Raw genomic sequence first — 14410 nt, forward strand, 5'->3', positions numbered from 1 at the left:
CCTGACCACACCGTCAACTGGCGGTTTGCCAATCAACCTTGCAGACGCAAAAAAGCCGGGAAATTTCCCGGCTGCCTCATCATACACCCCTTTTCATTCAGGATGCACCCCGCCTGGTGTTTTAGCTGCCAGGCGGGGCGCCGCTGCATGAAAGTCAGGGCCTGAGCATCACGGCCTGCTCTTGTCCAGGAAGCGGAAGAACTCGTTCTTCGGGTCCAGGACCAGCACGTCGCTCTTGCTCGAGAAGCTCTCGCGGTAGGCCAGCAGGCTACGGTAGAACGCATAGAAATCAGCGTCCTGGGTGTAGGCCTTGGCGTAGATGGCGGCCGCCTGGGCGTCGCCGTCACCGCGTGTTTCCTCTGCTTCGCGATAGGCCTCAGCCAGCAATACGCGGCGCTGACGGTCGGCATCGGCACGGATACCTTCAGCCAGCTCGTTACCCTTGGCGCGGTGCTCGCGGGCTTCACGCTCACGCTCGGTGCTCATGCGGTCGAACACGCTGCGGTTGACTTCCTTCGGCAGGTCGATGGCCTTGACGCGCACGTCGACCACCTCGATACCCAGTTCCTTGGCAGCCATGCGGTTCAGCGATGCAGTGATGTCAGCCATCAGCGCGTCACGTTCACCGGAAACCACCTCGTGAAGGGTACGTTTACCGAACTGGTCACGCAGGCCGCTTTCCAGACGACGCGACAGACGCTCGTCGGCGATCTGCTTCATGCCGGACGTGGCGGTGTAGAAGCGTTCGGCGTCCTTGACGCGCCACTTGGCGTAGGCATCGACCATCACCGCTTTCTTCTCCAGGGTCAGGAACCGCTGGGTCGGAGCGTCGAGGGTCATCAGGCGGGCGTCGAACTTGCGCACCTGGTTCACGTACGGAATCTTCACGTGCATGCCCGGCTGGACATCCGCCTGGACCACCTTACCGAAGCGCAGCAGTACCGCACGCTCGGTCTGGGACACAATGTAGAAGCTGTTCCAGGCCACGATGGCCAGGACCACGGCGGCGATCAGGGCGATCAGCGATCTATTGCTCATCAGCGGCTCTCCCTAGTACGCAGTGGCTGCTGTTGCTGTTGCAGGTCCTGCGCCGCACGGGCGGCCGCATCGTTGACCGATGGCGACACGCTAGTGGCCGGCGCGGACGGGTTGCGGCTGCCTTCGACCATCTTGTCCAGCGGCAGGTAGAGCAGGTTGTTCTGCCCGTCCTTGGTTGCCACCATGACCTTGCTCGAATTGCTGTAGACCTCTTGCATGGTCTCCAGATAGAGACGCTGGCGGGTCACGTCAGGTGCCTTGCGGTACTCGCCGAGCAGCTTGGTGAAGCGGTCGGCCTCACCCTTGGCGCGGGCGATGACTTCGTCGCGGTAACCGTTGGCGTCCTCGATGATGCGCTGCGCCTGACCACGGGCCTCCGGCACCACGCCATTGGCGTAGGACTCGGCCTGGTTGCGGGCACGCTGCTCATCTTCGCGGGCACGGATCACGTCGTCGAAGGCTTCCTGCACTTCACGCGGGGCTGCCGCGCTCTGTACGTTGACCTGGGTAACACTGATACCGGTACGGTAGGTGTCAAGGAAACGCTGCAGGCGTTCACGGATATCCACGGCCATCTGCTCACGGCCTTCGGTCAACACCTGGTCCATCGAGGTGGAACCCACCACGTGGCGCAGGGCACTTTCGGTCGCGTGCTGCAAGCTGATCTCAGGCTGGTCGACGTTGAGCACGAAGTCCTGCAGGTTGCTGATCTTGTACTGGACGGTCAGCGGTACCTCGACGATGTTCTCGTCTTCGGTCAGCATCTGGCCCTGCTTGGTGTAGGCACGCTCGCGCGTGACGTTCTCCATGTACTTGCGATCGATCGGCGGGAAGTAGATGTTCAGGCCGGGACCGACCGTCTCATAGTACTTGCCAAAGCGCAGCACAACGGCCTGCTCCTGCTCGTCGACCACGTACACGGCGCTGTACAGCCAGATCGCAGCCAGTACCGCCAGGCCGATGCCCAGCAGACCAAGGCCACCGCCCTTGCCGATATTGCGGTCACCGCCGCCACGTTTCTTGCCGCTGCCGAACATGCCGTTCAGGCTGTCCTGCAATTTGCGGAAGGCCTCGTCCAGATCCGGCGGACCTTTCTTGTCACCACCGCCGCCACCACCATTACGGCGGCCGCCCCAGGGATCCTGATTGTTCGAGTTGCCACCCGGCTCGTTCCAAGCCATAGCGCTCTCCATCTGATAAAGCAAAGACGCGCCCACGGCGCGCCGTCCAATGCTACAGAATGCCTGTCACTGCTGCCCGGCGACGTCGACGAGCATTTATTGCAAAGTGTGTTGCTCGACAAACACTTGCGGCTCCATGCCTTCACGGCTGACCAGGCGATTAAGTTCTACCATGGGCAGTCGCACGCTCAGCAGGCTGCGCCCTTCTTCATCATGCTCTTCACTCTGCACGGCACCCAGGGCAAAGAATTGCGCGCGCAAGCGGGCAAAACGCTGCTCCAGACACAGGGTACCGACAAACAGATCATCCCCCAGCAACTCGGCAATCGCCTGGCCGACCAGCTCCAGGCCACGCCCATCGCGTGCCGATACCCAGACCCGTTCCGGCTTGCCATCGGCATTGCGCTGGATCTGCGGCTCGACATCTTCGAGCAAGTCGAGTTTGTTATACACCTCGAGGATCGGCAACCCTTCGGCACCAATCTCGCCCAACACCGCCAGCACCTGCTCGATCTGCTCCATGCGCTCTGGCTCATGGGCGTCAATCACATGCAGCAACAAGTCGGAGTTGCTCGACTCTTCGAGCGTAGCCCGAAATGCCTCGACCAGCTTGTGCGGCAAGTGGCGAATGAAGCCCACGGTATCGGCCAGCACGATCGGTCCCAGGTCGTTCAGCTCGAGCCGGCGCAGGGTCGGGTCAAGGGTGGCGAACAACTGGTCCGCGGCATACACCTCGGATTCGGTCAGGGCGTTGAACAGTGTGGACTTGCCTGCGTTGGTATAACCCACCAGCGACACCGCCGGGATATCCGCGCGCTTGCGCCCGCGGCGCGCCTGCTCGCGCTGGCTGCGCACCTTCTCCAGCCGTGACTTGATCTGGCGAATGCGCACCCGCAACAGGCGGCGGTCGGTTTCCAGCTGGGTTTCACCCGGGCCGCGCAGGCCGATACCACCCTTCTGTCGTTCAAGGTGGGTCCAGCCGCGCACCAGCCGCGTGCTCATGTGCTCGAGCTGGGCCAGTTCGACCTGCAGCTTGCCTTCATGGGTACGCGCCCGTTGAGCGAAGATATCGAGGATCAGCCCGGTACGGTCGAGCACACGGCACTCGAAAACGCGTTCGAGGTTGCGCTCCTGACTGGGCGTGAGGGTGTGATTGAAAATCACCAGGTCTACCTGTTCGGCATGGACCAGGTCGTGCAACTCTTCGACCTTGCCACTGCCAATCAGGTATTTGGCGGAAGGCTGATGCCTTGCCACCGTGACCAGCGAGACGATGTCGGCACCAGCCGACAATGCCAGCTCCTGGAACTCCTGCGGGTCTTCGCGCGCCTCAGGGTTCTGACCTTCCAAGTGAACGAGCAACGCTCGCTCACCACCACCGTGGCGCTCAAAGAACAATGCAGGCTCCTATCAGGCGTTGCCTGGCTCGCTGTCGCCGTGTTCGGAATCGGACGGGCTTGGCAGGCGAACCGGACGGGCAGGAACCACGGTCGAAATGGCGTGCTTGTAGACCATTTGGCTGACGGTGTTCTTCAGCAATACAACGAACTGGTCGAACGACTCGATCGAACCCTGCAGTTTGATGCCGTTGACCAGGTAGATGGATACCGGGACCTTTTCTTTTCTCAAGGTGTTCAAGTAAGGGTCTTGTAGCGAATGCCCTTTTGACATATGCCGCACTCCTGTAAGGATAAATAATAGAAAATCAAGAAAATCGATAAATTAGGCCGCCCCTTCGCAAGAATAGACGGCAATCAGCAGGGACTCAGCTCAATATGGAGATGGCCCCAAGGTATTTCAAGGTGCGGGACAGATTGTCGCAGGCCAGGCTGTCAAGCCAGTGGACTTCAGGCCAGCCACGCAACCATGTGAACTGCCGCTTGGCCAGCTGTCTGGTGGCAATGATACCGCGTTCACGCATCTCATTCTCAGTCAGCTTGCCGTCGAGGTAGTCCCAGACCTGCCGATACCCCACTGCCCGTATAGACGGCAGCCCGGCGTGCAAGTCACTTCTGGCTCGCAGCGATCGGACCTCGTCGACGAAGCCCTGTTCCAGCATCTGTGAAAATCGTAACGCAATTCGCTGATGCAAAATGTGACGATCTGTAGGAGCAATCGCCAAACTCGCGACAGTATAGGGCAAATGTCCGCCTGCGCCTGCGTCTGCGCCGCGACTTTCCGCGAATTGACGCTGGCGATGTGCAGTCATGCTCTCGCCACTCACCCGGTACACCTCCAGCGCACGAATCAGCCGCTGCGGGTCGTTTGGGTGAATACGCGCCGCCGACTCCGGGTCAACCTCGGCCAACTGACGGTGCAACTCGGCCAGGCCCAGCGCCTCAGCCTGGGCTTCGAGCTCGGCACGCACCGCGGCATCGGCGGCCGGCATGTCGGCCAGGCCATCGATCAACGCCTTGTAATAGAGCATGGTGCCGCCCACCAGCAGCGGGATCTTGCCGCGCGCGGTGATCTCGGCCATGGCCTCCAGGGCATCGGCACGGAACTGCGCAGCCGAATAGCTCTCGGCCGGGTCACGAATGTCGATCAGCCGGTGCGGGTGAGCGGCGAGGATTTCCTTCGACGGCTTGGCCGAACCAATGTCCATGCCTCGGTAGACCAGCGCCGAGTCGACGCTGATCAACTCGCACGGCAGGACCTTGGTCAGTTCGATGGCCAGGTCGGTCTTGCCGGCCGCCGTCGGGCCCATCAGGAATATTGCAGGGGGCTTGCCGCTCATTTCATCGACCGCGCAGGAAGAGTTTGTCCAGGTCGTCCAGGCCCATCTGGGTCCAGGTGGGGCGACCATGGTTGCACTGGCCGCTGCGCTCGGTGTTTTCCATATCACGCAGCAGGGCGTTCATCTCGGGGATGGCCAGGCGCCGGTTGGCGCGCACGGCGCCGTGGCAGGCCATGGTGCCGAGCAGCTCGTTGAGGTGCGCCTGGATACGGTCGCTAGTGCCGTATTCCATCAGGTCGGCGAGCACATCCTGCACCAGTCGGTTGGCCTCGGCCTGCTTGAGCAAAGCCGGAATCTGGCGGATCGCCAGGGTCTCGGGGCCCAGGCGCTGCAGCTCGAAACCCAGCCGCTGGAACCACTGCGCGTGCTCTTCGGCGCAGTCTGCTTCGCGCTGGCTCAAGGCCAGGGTTTCGGGCACCAGCAGCGGCTGACCGCTGAGGCCTTCGCTGGCCATGGCCACCTTCAGGCGCTCGTACATGATCCGTTCATGGGCGGCATGCATGTCTACCAGCACCAGGCCGATGGCGTTCTCGGCCAGGATGTAGATGCCCTTGAGCTGCGCCAGCGCGTAGCCCAGCGGGGGAATGTCACCCTGGCTTTCGGGCAGCGCCGTCGCTGGCGCCGTACCTGCCTCCAAAGGCTTGTAGAACTCGCGATACACCGCCTGTGCTTCGGCCGCCGGCAACGGCTGCGTGGGGCGTGGGGTGTACTGGTACTGGTAACCCGCGCCACTGCCGCCATTGGAAAACGACTGCTGCGGGGCACGCGGCTGTTCAAGCACCGGCGAGGCCAGGCGCATTTCGCCCTGAGGGCCGAACTCACCGGCCTGCTGGCCCGTGGGGCGGACCATCTCGGGGACGGCGGCAGGCGCCGCCAACTGGTCTTCCGGGCGTACATCGGCCAGGGCGCGATGCAGGGTGCCATACAGGAAGTCGTGAACCGAGCGCCCCTCGCGGAAACGCACTTCGTGCTTGGTCGGGTGCACGTTGACGTCGACGCCGTTGGGCTCCAGCTCCAGGAACAGCACGAAGGTCGGGTGCCGGCCATTGAACAGCACATCGCGGTAGGCCTGGCGCACGGCATGGGCGACCAGCTTGTCGCGCACCGCACGGCCGTTGACGAAGAAGTACTGCAGGTCTGCCTGACTGCGCGAGAAGGTTGGCAGGCCGACCCAGCCCCACAGGCGCAGGCCGTTGCGTTCCACGTCGATCGGCAGCGCCTGTTCCATGAAGCCGGGGCCACAGATGGCGCCTACCCGCCGCGCACGGGCAGTTTCATCGTGGGCCTCGTGCAGGCTGAGGATGCTCTTGCCGTTGTGGCGCAGATGGAAGCCGACATCGAAGCGCGCCAGCGCCAGGCGCCGGATCACTTCCTGCAGGTGATCGAATTCGGTTTTCTCGGCCTTGAGGAACTTGCGCCGGGCCGGAGTATTGAAGAACAGGTCGCGCACTTCCACCGAAGTCCCCACCGGGTGCGCCGCTGGCTGCACCCGCGGGGTCATGTCGCGGCCTTCGGTTTCCACCTGCCAGGCCTCGGTTGCGCTGGCGGTACGCGAGGTCAGGGTCAGGCGCGCCACCGAGCTGATCGAGGCAAGAGCCTCACCACGGAAGCCCAGGCTCAGTACCCCTTCAAGGTCCTCCAGCTCGCGGATCTTGCTGGTGGCGTGGCGGGCCAGGGCCAGCGGCAGGTCGTCGGCGGAAATGCCGCTGCCATCATCACGCACTCGCAGCAGCTTGACGCCGCCCTGCTCCACTTCCACGTCGATACGTCGGGCGCCGGAGTCCAGGCTGTTCTCCAGCAACTCCTTGGCGACAGAAGCCGGCCGCTCGACAACCTCGCCGGCGGCAATCTGGTTGGCCAGCCGCGGGCTGAGCAGCTGGATGCGCGAACCGCCACTCATTGCGAGGCCAATGTGGTAGCAGGAATGTCGAGGCGCTGGCCGACCTTCAGCTCATCGGTCTTGAGGCTGTTGGTGCTGCGCAGGCTGGCCGCGCTGACCTGGTAGCGCACGGCGAGCATCGCCAGGGTCTCGCCAGGGCGCACCGTGTGCTCACGCGGGCCAGCGGCGATCTTGCCGGTGTCGCGCAGCCAGGCGATGTAGGTGCCAGGCGGCGGGTTCTGCTGGAAGTACTGGCGCACACCGGTGTGGATCGAACGGGCCAGGGCCTGCTGATGGCTGGCGGTGGCCAGCTTGGCGGCTTCGTTGTTGTTCGAGATGAACCCGGTTTCAACGAGGATCGACGGAATATCAGGCGACTTCAGCACCATGAAGCCGGCCTGCTCCACCCGCTGCTTGTGCAGCGAGGTAATGCGGCCCATGTTGCCCAGCACCTTTTGCCCGACATTGAGGCTGGAGCTGAGCGTAGCGGTCATCGACAGGTCAAGCAGCACCCCCGCCAGCATGCGGTCCTTGTCGTCGAGGCTGACGTTACCGGCACCACCGATCAGGTCGGAACGGTTTTCCGTGTCGGCCAGCCAGCGCGCGGTCTCGGAGGTGGCGCCGCGATCGGACAGGGCGAATACCGAGGCGCCAAAGGCGGCACGGGACGGCGCGGCGTCGGCGTGGATCGAGATGAACAGGTCGGCCCCCTTCTTACGGGCGATTTCCGTGCGCTTGCGCAGCGGGATGAAGTAATCGCCGGTACGGGTCAGTTCGGCCCGGAAGCCTTTTTCGCTGTTGATCTGACGCTGCAGTTCCTTGGCGATCTGCAGCACGATGTCTTTTTCATGCTGGCCACGCGAGCCGGACGCCCCCGGGTCTTCGCCGCCGTGGCCGGCGTCGATGGCAACCACGATGTCACGCTTGCCGCTGGGTACCGGCGGCAGCTTGATGGCGGGCTGGGCCGGGGTCACCGGCACCGCCGGTGTGGTTGCAGGCGTGGTTGCAGGCGTTGGTACCGGTGCCGCAGGCGGCGCGCTGGCCGCGACGGCGTCGGCTTCCTGGTCGTACAGGTCGACCACCAGGCGGTTGCCGTACTGGGCATTGGGTGCCAGGGTGAAGCTTTTTGGGGTAACCGACTTTTTCAGGTCGACCACCACGCGCAGGTCGGTCGGGGTGCGCTGGGCCGAACGCACGCTGCTGATCGGCGTATTGGAGGTGGCCACGTTCAGTGGCGCGGCCAAGGTCGCGCCATTGATGTCGATAACCAGGCGATCTGGTGCGCTCAGGGTGAAGACGCTGTGCTGCACGGGGCCAGACAGGTCGAAGACCAGCCGCGTGTTGTCGGGCGCGCGCCACAGGCGCATGCTCTTGACTTGAGTGACGGCCAGAGCGTCAACGGTCACCGTTGTCAGCAGCAGCCCAACGATGGCGACCAGTGCGCGTATGCGCATACCTACCCCACTTACTGTTTATAGTGTTCGGCCAGTGCCACGCACCAGGCCTCGCCGCGAGCCCCCTGCGGCGACAGGTTCAGCGAGCGTCCGCCCGCTTGGGGGCTTATGGTAATGGTCAGGTCAGGCTTTGGCAAAACGCCCGCACCCTTTTGTGGCCATTCGAACAGGCACAGCGGGTCACCCTCGAAATAGTCACGAATGCCCATGAACTCAAGCTCCTCCGGATCGACCAGGCGATACAGGTCGAAGTGAAAAGCTCGGACCTCACCAATTTCATAGGGTTCGACCACGGTGAAGGTAGGACTTTTCACTGCACCAGTATGGCCCAGGCCACGAATCAGGCCACGCGAAAGCGTGGTTTTGCCCGCCCCCAGGTCACCTTCCAGGAAAATCACGCCGTGACCACCGGTCACCTCTGCCATTTTTGCGCCGAAGGCGACCGTGGCCGCTTCATCGGCCAGAAACAGGTTTAAGCCAGACACGCAGAATGCTCCTCCAACAACTCTCGAATGACCGGCGCCAGATCGCTGGCAGCCAGGCCTCTACCTTTAACGCCCAGACGCTCGCCAGCACAGGCGTGCAGCCATACCCCCAGCCCCGCGGCATGCCATGCATCCAGCCCCTGTGCCAGCAACGCCGCCAGCACACCGGTCAGCACATCGCCCAGGCCGGCACCAGCCATGGCCGGGTGGCCACGTTCGCACAGCAGCAGCTGCCCGGCCGGGTCGGCTACCAGAGTGCCGGCCCCCTTGAGTACGCAGACGCTGTTGTAACGGCGCGCCAACTTGCGTGCGGCGCCCGGGCGGTCCGCCTGCACCGCCTCGGTGGAAATGCCCAGCAGCCGCGCCGCCTCCCCCGGGTGCGGGGTAAGGATGCTGCCACTGGGCAGGGCCAGCGGCATGCGCGCCAGCAAGTTCAGGGCATCGGCGTCCCACACCTGCGGGCGCTTGGCATTGGCCACTGCCGACAGCAGGCTGCGGCCCCAGGCCGCCTGGCCCAGGCCGGGGCCGACCACCAGCACCGAGGCACGCTCCAGCACGCCCATCAGCTGGTTGGCCGAACTGGTGCCCAGGCACATGACCTCGGGCAGGCGCGCCAGGCTGGCGGCCACGTGCTCAGGCCGGGTCGCCACGCTGACCAGCCCGGCGCCACAGCGCAGGGCGGCTTCGGCACTGAGCAGCACGGCGCCACCGGTACCGAGATCGCCTCCGACCACCAGCACATGGCCGAAGTCACCTTTATGGGCATGCGCATGCCGTGCAGGCAGGCGCGCGACAGTCACGCTGCTGAGCAGTTGTGGGGTATGGCTGAGGTGTTTGGTCTGCGGCATGGGGTCAAAGGCTCCAATGTCTGGCAGAATTATACGCACCTGAGCCCGTATTGCCTTGCCCATCCATGTCCGTCTGTACGCCTGACCTCGCCCAACTGGCCCAATCGATCAAGATTTGGGGCCAAGAACTCGGTTTTGCCCATGTCGGCATCGCCGGGGTCGACCTTGGCGAACACGAAAACCATCTGCAGCGCTGGCTCGACGCCGGCTACCAAGGGGAGATGGATTACCTGGGCGCCCACGGCAGCAAGCGCGCGCACCCGGAACAACTGATCCCCGGCACGGTGCGCGTGGTATCGCTGCGCATGGACTATCTGCCCGGCGACACCCAGATGGCGCAGCGCTTGGCACAGCCGGAAAAGGCCTACGTGTCGCGCTACGCCCTGGGCCGGGATTACCACAAGCTGGTACGCAAACGCGTGCAGTTCCTGGCCGATCGCATTCAGGAAGCCATCGGCCCGTTCGGTTACCGCGCCTTCGTCGACAGCGCTCCGGTGCTGGAAAAGGCCTTGGCCGAGCAGGCCGGTCTGGGCTGGATCGGCAAGAACACCCTGCTGCTCAACCGCAAGGCGGGCAGCTACTTCTTCCTCGCTGAACTGTTCGTCGACCTGCCGCTACCGGTGGACGAAGCCACCACCAGCGAACATTGCGGGCGTTGCCAGGCCTGCCTGGACATCTGCCCGACCCAGGCGTTCGTCGGGCCCTATGTGCTGGATGCGCGGCGTTGCATCTCGTACCTGACCATCGAACTGCGGGGGCCGATCCCCGTCGAGTTGCGTTCGAAGATGGGCAACCGGGTGTTCGGTTGCGATGACTGCCAGATCGTCTGCCCGTGGAACCGCTTTGCCAGGCACAGCCAGGAACAGGACTTCCAGCCACGCCACGGGCTGGAGAATGCCGAGTTGGCAGAGATGTTCTTGTGGGATGAAAGGACCTTCCTGCGCAAGACCGAAGGCGGGCCATTGCGTCGGGCCGGGTATGAGCGCTGGTTGCGCAACCTGGCGGTGGGGCTTGGCAATGCGCCTTCGACGATCCCGGTGATCGAAGCGCTGAAGGCGCGGCGCGAGGATGCCTCGGAGCTGGTGCGCGAGCATGTGGAGTGGGCGCTGGCGCAGCACGGCATTTCGTAGCCACACCCCCTGTGGGAGCGCATGTCAAGGCTACTGCTGGTCGTTGTAGTGGAACTTGGGCATTTCCCAATGGAACCGGATCGCCAGCAACCGCAACAGGAACCCGCCAAACAAGGTCAGCAGCATCGCCTGCTCTGCCGGTAGCTTGAAGTACACGCACCCCAGATAGAACCACGCCGCGGCGAACGACACGCTGGCATACAGCTCGCGGCGGAACACCAAGGGAATGTCGTTGCAGAAGATATCCCGCAAGATCCCGCCAAATACCCCTGTGATCACTCCGCTGATCGACGCCACCAGCATGCCCTGCCCCATCTCCAGTGCGGTCATGCAGCCAATCAGGGTAAAGGCCACCAGCCCCAAGGCATCGAGCACCAGGAACAGAGAGCGCAGGCGGCGCATCATCGGTGCGATGAAAATGGTCAGCAGCGCCGCACAGCTGGTCAGCACCAGGTACTCCGGGTGCTTCACCCAGGTCAGCGGGTAATGCCCGAGCAGCACGTCGCGTACCGAACCACCACCCAGGGCAGTGACGCAGGCAATCAGCACCACGCCGAACCAGTCCATGCCGCGGCGGCCGGCAGACAACGCGCCGGTCATGGCTTCGGCGGTGATGGCGATGAGATAGAGCATCAACAACATGGTGCAGGGTCCGTGCGGGCGGGCGAGAAAGGCGCGCAGTCTAACCAGTTGCCCATGGCACCAAAAGGGGGCGCAGATAGAATATCTGCGCCCTTTCGGCTCACACCTTGATGAAGTGCTCGCGATAGTGACGCAGTTCGGCAATCGATTCGCGTATGTCGTCCAGCGCCAGGTGGGTATTGCCCTTCTTGAAGCTGTCACGCACGGTTGGTGCCCAGCGTGCAGCCAGCTCCTTCAGGGTCGATACATCCAGATTGCGATAGTGGAAGTAGTTTTCCAGGTTGCGCATGTGCCGGTAGAGGAAGCGGCGGTCCTGGCAAATGCTGTTGCCGCAGATCGGCGACTTGCCTTTCGGCACCCACTGCTCGAGGAAGGCAATGGTCTGCGCCTCGGCTTCGGCCATGCCGACCTTGCTCTCGCGTACGCGCTGGGTCAGGCCCGAAGCGCCATGGGTGCGGGTGTTCCACTCATCCATGCGCGCCAACACTTCGTCACTGTGGTGGATGGCGATCACGGGCCCTTCGGCCAGGGTGTTCAGCTCGCTGTCAGTGACGATGGTGGCCATCTCGATGATGACGTCGCTGTCCGGATCCAGGCCGGTCATTTCCAGGTCGATCCAGATCAGGTTCTGTGGGTTTTGCATGCAGGGGCTCCTCGTATAGGCCGTCATAGTAGCGTAGTGGCCAAGGCACGCCCATTCACGGCTCGAAGGTAAGCGAAATGGTTCGCCGCCTGGCGTGCTAAACTGCCTGCCGTTTTCAACCTGCCCCTCCACGCACGGAACCTTCATGGCCAAACGCCAGCTCAATCGCCGCCAGAACTGGCGCATCGAAAAAATCCAGAACGAGCGCGCCGCGCGTGCGGCCAAACGCGAACAGCACGTGCTGCAGGAACTGGAGGGTGGCGACCTGGGGCCGGAGCAGTTAGGCCTGGTGATTGCGCACTTCGGTGTGCAGGTAGAAGTGGAAGCCCAGGACGGCGAAGCCGCGGGCCAGGTGTTCCGCTGCCACTTGCGCGCCAACCTGCCGGCGCTGGTTACCGGCGACCGCGTGGTATGGCGGGCGGGCAACCAGGGCATTGGCGTGATCGTCGCGCAGATGCCGCGCAGCACCGAGCTGTGTCGGCCGAACAACCATGGCCAACTGAAGCCGGTCGCGGCCAACGTCGACCTGATCGTGATCGTCTTCGCCCCTGCTCCCGAACCGCACCCGAACCTGATCGACCGTTACCTGGTAGCGGCGGAACACGCCGGCATTCGCCCGCTGCTGCTGCTGAACAAGGCCGACCTGATCAACGACGAGAACGGCCCGGGCCTGCATGCGCTGCTGGAGGTTTACCGCGAGCTGGGCTACCCGCTACTGGAGGTCTCGGCACACCACGGTGACGGCATGCAACGCCTGCAGCAGATGCTCGACGGCCACATCAGCGTGTTCGTCGGGCAATCGGGGGTGGGCAAGTCGTCGCTGGTCAACAGCCTGCTGCCAGATGCCGGCACCCGTGTCGGCGACCTGTCGGAATGGTCTGGCCAGGGTACCCATACCACCACCACCGCACGGCTGTATCACTTCCCTAACGGCGGGGACCTGATCGACTCACCGGGTATCCGCGAGTTCGGCCTGGGTCACGTCAGCCGCAGTGATGTGGAGGATGGTTTCATCGAGTTCCGCGACCTGTTCGGCACCTGCCGCTTCCGCGACTGCAAGCATGATCGCGAACCGGGCTGTGCACTGCTCAAGGCGCTGGACGAGGGGCGTATCAAGCAGCAACGGATGAACAGCTACCGCTCGATCATTGCCAGTTTGCCGGAAGACGCTTACTGACCCCCTAGGGGCGCGAGGCTCAGCTGCAGCACGCGCCTGTAGGAGCGGCCTTGTGTCGCGATCGGGCCGCAAGGCGGCCCCCGGATTTCTGCTTTTTTGCAAAGATTGCCGGGGCCGCTCTGCGGCCCTATCGCGACACAAGGCCGCTCCTACAAGGACCGTGCAGGACGCGCCAAGAACCTACTGGTCCTTGGCCTCATCCATCTTCAGCGTCCCCTCTTCGAAGATGTTCAGCTTCTGGCGCAGTTCACGCGGCTGCATGGGGGCCTGCCCGGCTTCCCCTGGCGCCGCCGGTGCCGCAGCGGCCGGCGGCGCAGGCTCGGCAGCCGGTGCTTCTGGTGCGCCCTGCTCGCCTTCGATATTGCGCTGGGCCTTCTTGGTCAGCACGATGATGTCGATGCGGCGGTTGACCGGGTTGAACGGGTCCTTGCGGTCGAACAGCGACGACGAGGCGTAACCCACCACCCGTGCCACCTGGCCATCCGGATAACCACCGGCCACCAGCGCACGGCGCGCGGCGTTGGCACGGTTGGCCGACAGCTCCCAGTTGCCGAACTCGCCAGTGCCGGCATACGGCTTGGCGTCGGTGTGGCCGCTGATGCTGATCTTGTTCGGCACCGCCTTGATGGTGTCGGCCATGGCCAGCAGGATGTCCTCGAAGTACGGCTGAAGGCGCGCGCTGCCAATGTCGAACATCGGCCGGTTCTCGGCGTCCATGATCTGGATGCGCAGGCCGTCCTGAGTGATCTCGAACAGGATCTGGTCCTTGAACTTCTGCAGTTGCGGGTTCTCTTCCACCTTGTTCTGCAGTTCCTGCAGCAGCAACTCCAGGCGCTCACGCTCGACCTGCTCGGCCATGGTCTCCACCTGGTCCTTGTCCAGCTGGATGCTGGTATCAGGCGTCGGCTCCGACTTGGCTTCAGGGTTGATGGTCTTTTCCGGCGCCAACTGAGGCGAGCCGCCCAGGTCGATGACATAGGGCGTGCCGCTTTCCGAGAAGCCGATCGGGTCCTTGAAATAGCCGGCAATGGCGATCTTCTGTTCCGGCGTGGCCGTGGACAACAGCCACAGCACCAGGAAGAACGCCATCATCGCCGTGGCGAAGTCGGCGAAGGCGATTTTCCAGGCGCCGCCGTGGTGGCCGCCGCCAAAGCGCTTGACGCGCTTGACGATGATGGGCTGATTGTTCTCCATGA

General features: G+C 63.6%; 14 protein-coding genes. 2 read left to right on the forward strand and 12 right to left on the reverse strand.

Annotation, left to right across the window (positions count from 1 at the left end):
• Positions 1 to 168: 168 nt before the first annotated feature.
• The 9 genes from hflC to CAY82_RS01190 form a co-directional block, all read right to left on the reverse strand.
• A complete protein-coding gene (hflC, locus tag CAY82_RS01150; protein ID WP_087499579.1) occupies positions 169 to 1038 on the reverse strand; it encodes a protease modulator HflC in 870 nt (289 codons plus the stop codon).
• Positions 1038 to 2219: an FtsH protease activity modulator HflK gene (hflK, locus tag CAY82_RS01155; protein ID WP_087499580.1), complete on the reverse strand. Its 1182-nt coding sequence runs from the start codon at positions 2217 to 2219 to the stop codon at positions 1038 to 1040. Before hflK ends, hflC begins: the two co-directional genes overlap by 1 nt.
• Positions 2220 to 2315: 96 nt before the next feature.
• The gene (hflX, locus tag CAY82_RS01160; RefSeq protein ID WP_087499581.1) at positions 2316 to 3617 is read right to left on the reverse strand and encodes a ribosome rescue GTPase HflX; all 1302 of its coding nucleotides are present in this window, start codon (positions 3615 to 3617) and stop codon (positions 2316 to 2318) included.
• Between the two features lie 12 nt (positions 3618 to 3629).
• Positions 3630 to 3890 (reverse strand): RNA chaperone Hfq, encoded by a 261-nt coding sequence (gene hfq, locus CAY82_RS01165; protein ID WP_003258160.1) that lies wholly within the window; start codon positions 3888 to 3890, stop codon positions 3630 to 3632.
• A 94-nt stretch (positions 3891 to 3984) separates the two neighbouring features.
• Positions 3985 to 4956 carry a tRNA (adenosine(37)-N6)-dimethylallyltransferase MiaA gene (gene miaA / locus CAY82_RS01170; RefSeq protein WP_013974436.1) on the reverse strand — a complete coding sequence of 324 codons (972 nt, stop codon included), beginning with the start codon at positions 4954 to 4956 and terminating at the stop codon, positions 3985 to 3987.
• A gap of 1 nt (position 4957) precedes the next feature.
• Positions 4958 to 6856: a DNA mismatch repair endonuclease MutL gene (gene mutL, locus CAY82_RS01175; protein ID WP_087499582.1), complete on the reverse strand. Its 1899-nt coding sequence runs from the start codon at positions 6854 to 6856 to the stop codon at positions 4958 to 4960.
• Complete coding sequence (locus CAY82_RS01180) at positions 6853 to 8289, reverse strand: N-acetylmuramoyl-L-alanine amidase (protein WP_087499583.1); 1437 nt, start codon at positions 8287 to 8289, stop codon at positions 6853 to 6855. Before CAY82_RS01180 ends, mutL begins: the two co-directional genes overlap by 4 nt.
• A gap of 11 nt (positions 8290 to 8300) precedes the next feature.
• Positions 8301 to 8774, reverse strand: coding sequence for a tRNA (adenosine(37)-N6)-threonylcarbamoyltransferase complex ATPase subunit type 1 TsaE (tsaE, locus tag CAY82_RS01185; RefSeq protein WP_087499584.1), 474 nt, complete (start codon positions 8772 to 8774; stop codon positions 8301 to 8303).
• The gene (locus CAY82_RS01190) at positions 8762 to 9622 is read right to left on the reverse strand and encodes an NAD(P)H-hydrate dehydratase (RefSeq protein WP_087499585.1); all 861 of its coding nucleotides are present in this window, start codon (positions 9620 to 9622) and stop codon (positions 8762 to 8764) included. The genes tsaE and CAY82_RS01190 overlap by 13 nt, the downstream gene beginning before the upstream one ends.
• Positions 9623 to 9687: 65 nt before the next feature.
• On the opposite strand from CAY82_RS01190, the gene queG reads away from it, so the two are divergent.
• Positions 9688 to 10752 carry a tRNA epoxyqueuosine(34) reductase QueG gene (gene queG, locus CAY82_RS01195; RefSeq protein WP_087499586.1) on the forward strand — a complete coding sequence of 355 codons (1065 nt, stop codon included), beginning with the start codon at positions 9688 to 9690 and terminating at the stop codon, positions 10750 to 10752.
• Between the two features lie 30 nt (positions 10753 to 10782).
• On the opposite strand, the gene CAY82_RS01200 is transcribed toward queG, so the two are convergent.
• Both CAY82_RS01200 and orn read right to left on the reverse strand, forming a co-directional pair.
• Positions 10783 to 11394 (reverse strand): trimeric intracellular cation channel family protein, encoded by a 612-nt coding sequence (locus CAY82_RS01200; protein ID WP_087499587.1) that lies wholly within the window; start codon positions 11392 to 11394, stop codon positions 10783 to 10785.
• Between the two features lie 100 nt (positions 11395 to 11494).
• Complete coding sequence (gene orn / locus CAY82_RS01205) at positions 11495 to 12037, reverse strand: oligoribonuclease (protein ID WP_087499588.1); 543 nt, start codon at positions 12035 to 12037, stop codon at positions 11495 to 11497.
• Between the two features lie 145 nt (positions 12038 to 12182).
• Between orn and rsgA the strand changes: the two genes are divergently transcribed.
• Complete coding sequence (gene rsgA, locus CAY82_RS01210) at positions 12183 to 13214, forward strand: small ribosomal subunit biogenesis GTPase RsgA (protein WP_046613339.1); 1032 nt, start codon at positions 12183 to 12185, stop codon at positions 13212 to 13214.
• Positions 13215 to 13394: 180 nt separating this feature from the next.
• Here rsgA and motB read toward each other — a convergent pair whose 3' ends face one another.
• Entirely contained in the window at positions 13395 to 14408 is a 1014-nt protein-coding gene (motB, locus tag CAY82_RS01215) for a flagellar motor protein MotB (protein WP_087499589.1), read from the reverse strand.
• Positions 14409 to 14410: the final 2 nt, after the last annotated feature.

The sequence above is a fragment of the Pseudomonas sp. SID14000 genome (genome assembly GCF_002165135.1).
Lineage (GTDB): Bacteria > Pseudomonadota > Gammaproteobacteria > Pseudomonadales > Pseudomonadaceae > Aquipseudomonas.